Source organism: Nocardioides sp. (genome assembly GCF_034670285.1).
Lineage (GTDB): Bacteria > Actinomycetota > Actinomycetes > Propionibacteriales > Nocardioidaceae > Nocardioides.
Genome location: NZ_JAXMNS010000474.1, coordinates 1 through 2,645, shown reverse-complemented (window position 1 = coordinate 2,645; position 2,645 = coordinate 1). Strand labels below are relative to the sequence as shown.

Annotated in this window: 2 protein-coding genes; both read left to right on the top strand. The window is 72.7% G+C overall.

The window, feature by feature from the left end:
• On the top strand, positions 1-539 hold a 539-nt coding region (locus VOI19_RS17850), incomplete at its 5' end, for an enoyl-CoA hydratase-related protein (protein WP_323794293.1).
• 123 nt (positions 540-662) lie between these two features.
• Positions 663-2,645: HelD family protein (locus tag VOI19_RS17845; RefSeq protein WP_323794292.1), on the top strand; the 1,983-nt coding region annotated here is incomplete at its 3' end.

Below are 2,645 nucleotides of genomic sequence, written 5' to 3'. Positions count from 1 at the left end.
CAGGCGGGTCGATGGCGCAGGGCACCCAGGCGATCGTCGACGTGATGCGCGCGATCGTGACGCTCTCCAAGCCCGTCGTGGCGCGGGTCGCCGGCCCGGTGCGTGCCGGCGGGATCGGGCTGGTCGCCGCGTGCGACATCGTCGTGGCGGCCGAGGAGGCGTCGTTCGCGTTGACCGAGGTCAAGCTCGGGCTCACCCCCGCCGTGATCTCCCTGACCGTGCTCCCGCGTCTCACCTCGCGCGACGCGGCCTACACCTTCCTGACCGGCGAGACCTTCGGCGGCACCGAGGCGGCCCGAATGGGCCTGGCGACCACGGCCGTGGCGGCCGATGGGCTCGACGAGCGCGTCGCCGAGATCTGCGCCTCGCTGGCCACCGGCGCGCCGCAGGGTCTGCGCGAGACCAAGGCGCTGCTCGCCCGCGACCTCGTGGCCCGCATCGACGCCCAGCGTGACGACCTGGCCGAGCTCTCGGCGCGGCTCTTCGGCTCCGACGAGGCCAAGGAAGCGATGACGGCCTTCCTCTCGCGCGGCAAGTAGCGCTGCAGCCGTCGGCGCAGCGAGTCGCCGATGGCGCCGTGGGGCCCCGGGGTTTGTAGACTTCTGGACTTGCCCATCACGGCAGCATCACAAGCACCACGAGCAGTACTGGGAGCACGCAGCGTGAGTGAAGAGCTGGTCGAGCAGGAGATCGCTCGCGAGCAGGAGTTCGTCGACCGCGTCCACCGGCAGCTGATGGACGCCGGCAAGGCGGCCCAGCAGCTGGCCCGCGAGGGCCACGACCGTGGACGGCTGGGCCACGAGGGTGGGCTGGTCGAGCGCGACGCGATGGTCTTCCAGGCCGCCAAGCGGATCGCCCAGCTCGACGCGGCGCACGAGGGGCTCGTCTTCGGACGACTCGACCTGCGCCCCGAGCTCGACCCCGAGCCGCGCTACGTCGGCCGCATCGGCCTGCGCGACGAGAACCGCGACTCCCTGCTGATCGACTGGCGTGCCCCCGCCGCCGCGGTGTTCTACCAGGCCACGGCCGCCACGCCCCAGAACGTCGTACGGCGCCGGGTGCTGCGCTCCCAGGGCACGACCGTGCTGAGCGTCGAGGACGAGCTGCTCGACGCCGAGGGCAACACCGACGACCTGCCGATCATGGGCGAGGGGGCCCTGATGGCGCAGCTGTCGCGGGCCCGCGACCGCACGATGCACTCGATCGTCGCCACGATCCAGGCCGAGCAGGACCAGGCCATCCGTGCCCCCGGCAAGGGAGTCGTGTCGATCTCCGGCGGTCCCGGCGTCGGCAAGACCGTCGTGGCGCTGCACCGCGCGGCCTACCTGCTCTACACCGAGCGCCGCCGCTACGAGACGGGCGGCGTGATGGTCGTGGGGCCCAGCGGCGTCTTCATGCGCTACATCGAGCGGGTCCTCCCGAGCCTCGGCGAGACCGCGATCGCGCTGCGCTCGCTGGGCGAGGTCGTCGACGGCATGCGCGCCACCCGCCACGACGAGCCGGCCGTCGCCGACGTGAAGGGCTCGGCGCGGATGGCTGAGCTGATGCGACGCACGGCGCGCCAGCAGGCGCCCGGCAGCCCGACGGAGTTCTCGCTGTTCTGGTACGACACCAAGATCGTGCTCGACCGCGGTGCGCTCGGGCGGATCCGGCGCCAGCTGATGTCGCAGGGCCGACGCAACCGGCAGATGCCGCGCGTGACCCCGACCCTGCTCGACACGATGTGGCGCCAGGTGCGCAGCGAGCGCGGCCGCGAGCGCGGACGCGAGAAGTTCGACGACGACCTGCTCGGCAACGACGACTTCCTCGACTTCGTCATCGACTGGTGGCCGCCGCTGAGCGCGCCCGACGTGCTCGGCTGGCTGCGCGACCCCGAGCTGCTCGCCCGCGTCGGCGACGGCCTGGTGACGTCCGAGGAGCAGCGGCTGCTGCTCAAGTCGTGGGGCGACGACGCGCGCCTGACGATCGAGGACATCCCACTGATCGACGAGCTGCGCTACGCGCTGGGCGACGTCCCGACCCGCACCGAGGACGACAACGCCGGCTGGGGCGACCCGGTCGGCGCGAGCGCGGCCGAGGGTGGCATCGACATGCAGGAGCTGATGACGGCCTCCGAGCGTGAGTACGCCCCCACCGGGCGCGCGTGGACCCCGCCCACCCACTCGATCGAGGACGACGGCTTCGCGCACGTGCTGATCGACGAGGCGCAGGACCTCACACCGATGCAGTGGCGGATGGTCGGACGTCGGGGCCGTACGGCGTCCTGGACGATCGTGGGCGACCCGGCGCAGTCGTCGTGGCCGGTGCCCGCCGAGGCCGCCGAGGCGCGCGCCGAGGCGCTCAAGGGCAAGGCGCACCACGACTTCCACCTGTCGACCAACTATCGCAACTCCTCCGAGATCTACGCCTTCGCGGCGGCGTACGCCGAGCGGGTCGGGCTCGATGCCGACCTGCCGACGGCTGTGCGCTCGACCGGCGTCGAGCCGCAGGTGATCGGTCCGGTGCCCGACCTCGAGGCCGCGACGCGGGCAGCGGTCGGCGAGGCCGCCGATCAGGTCTCGGGCACCGTCGGGATCGTGGTGCCGGTCGCGCGTCGCTCCGAGGTCAACGGGTGGCTGGCCTCATGGCCCGAGCTGGCCGACGAC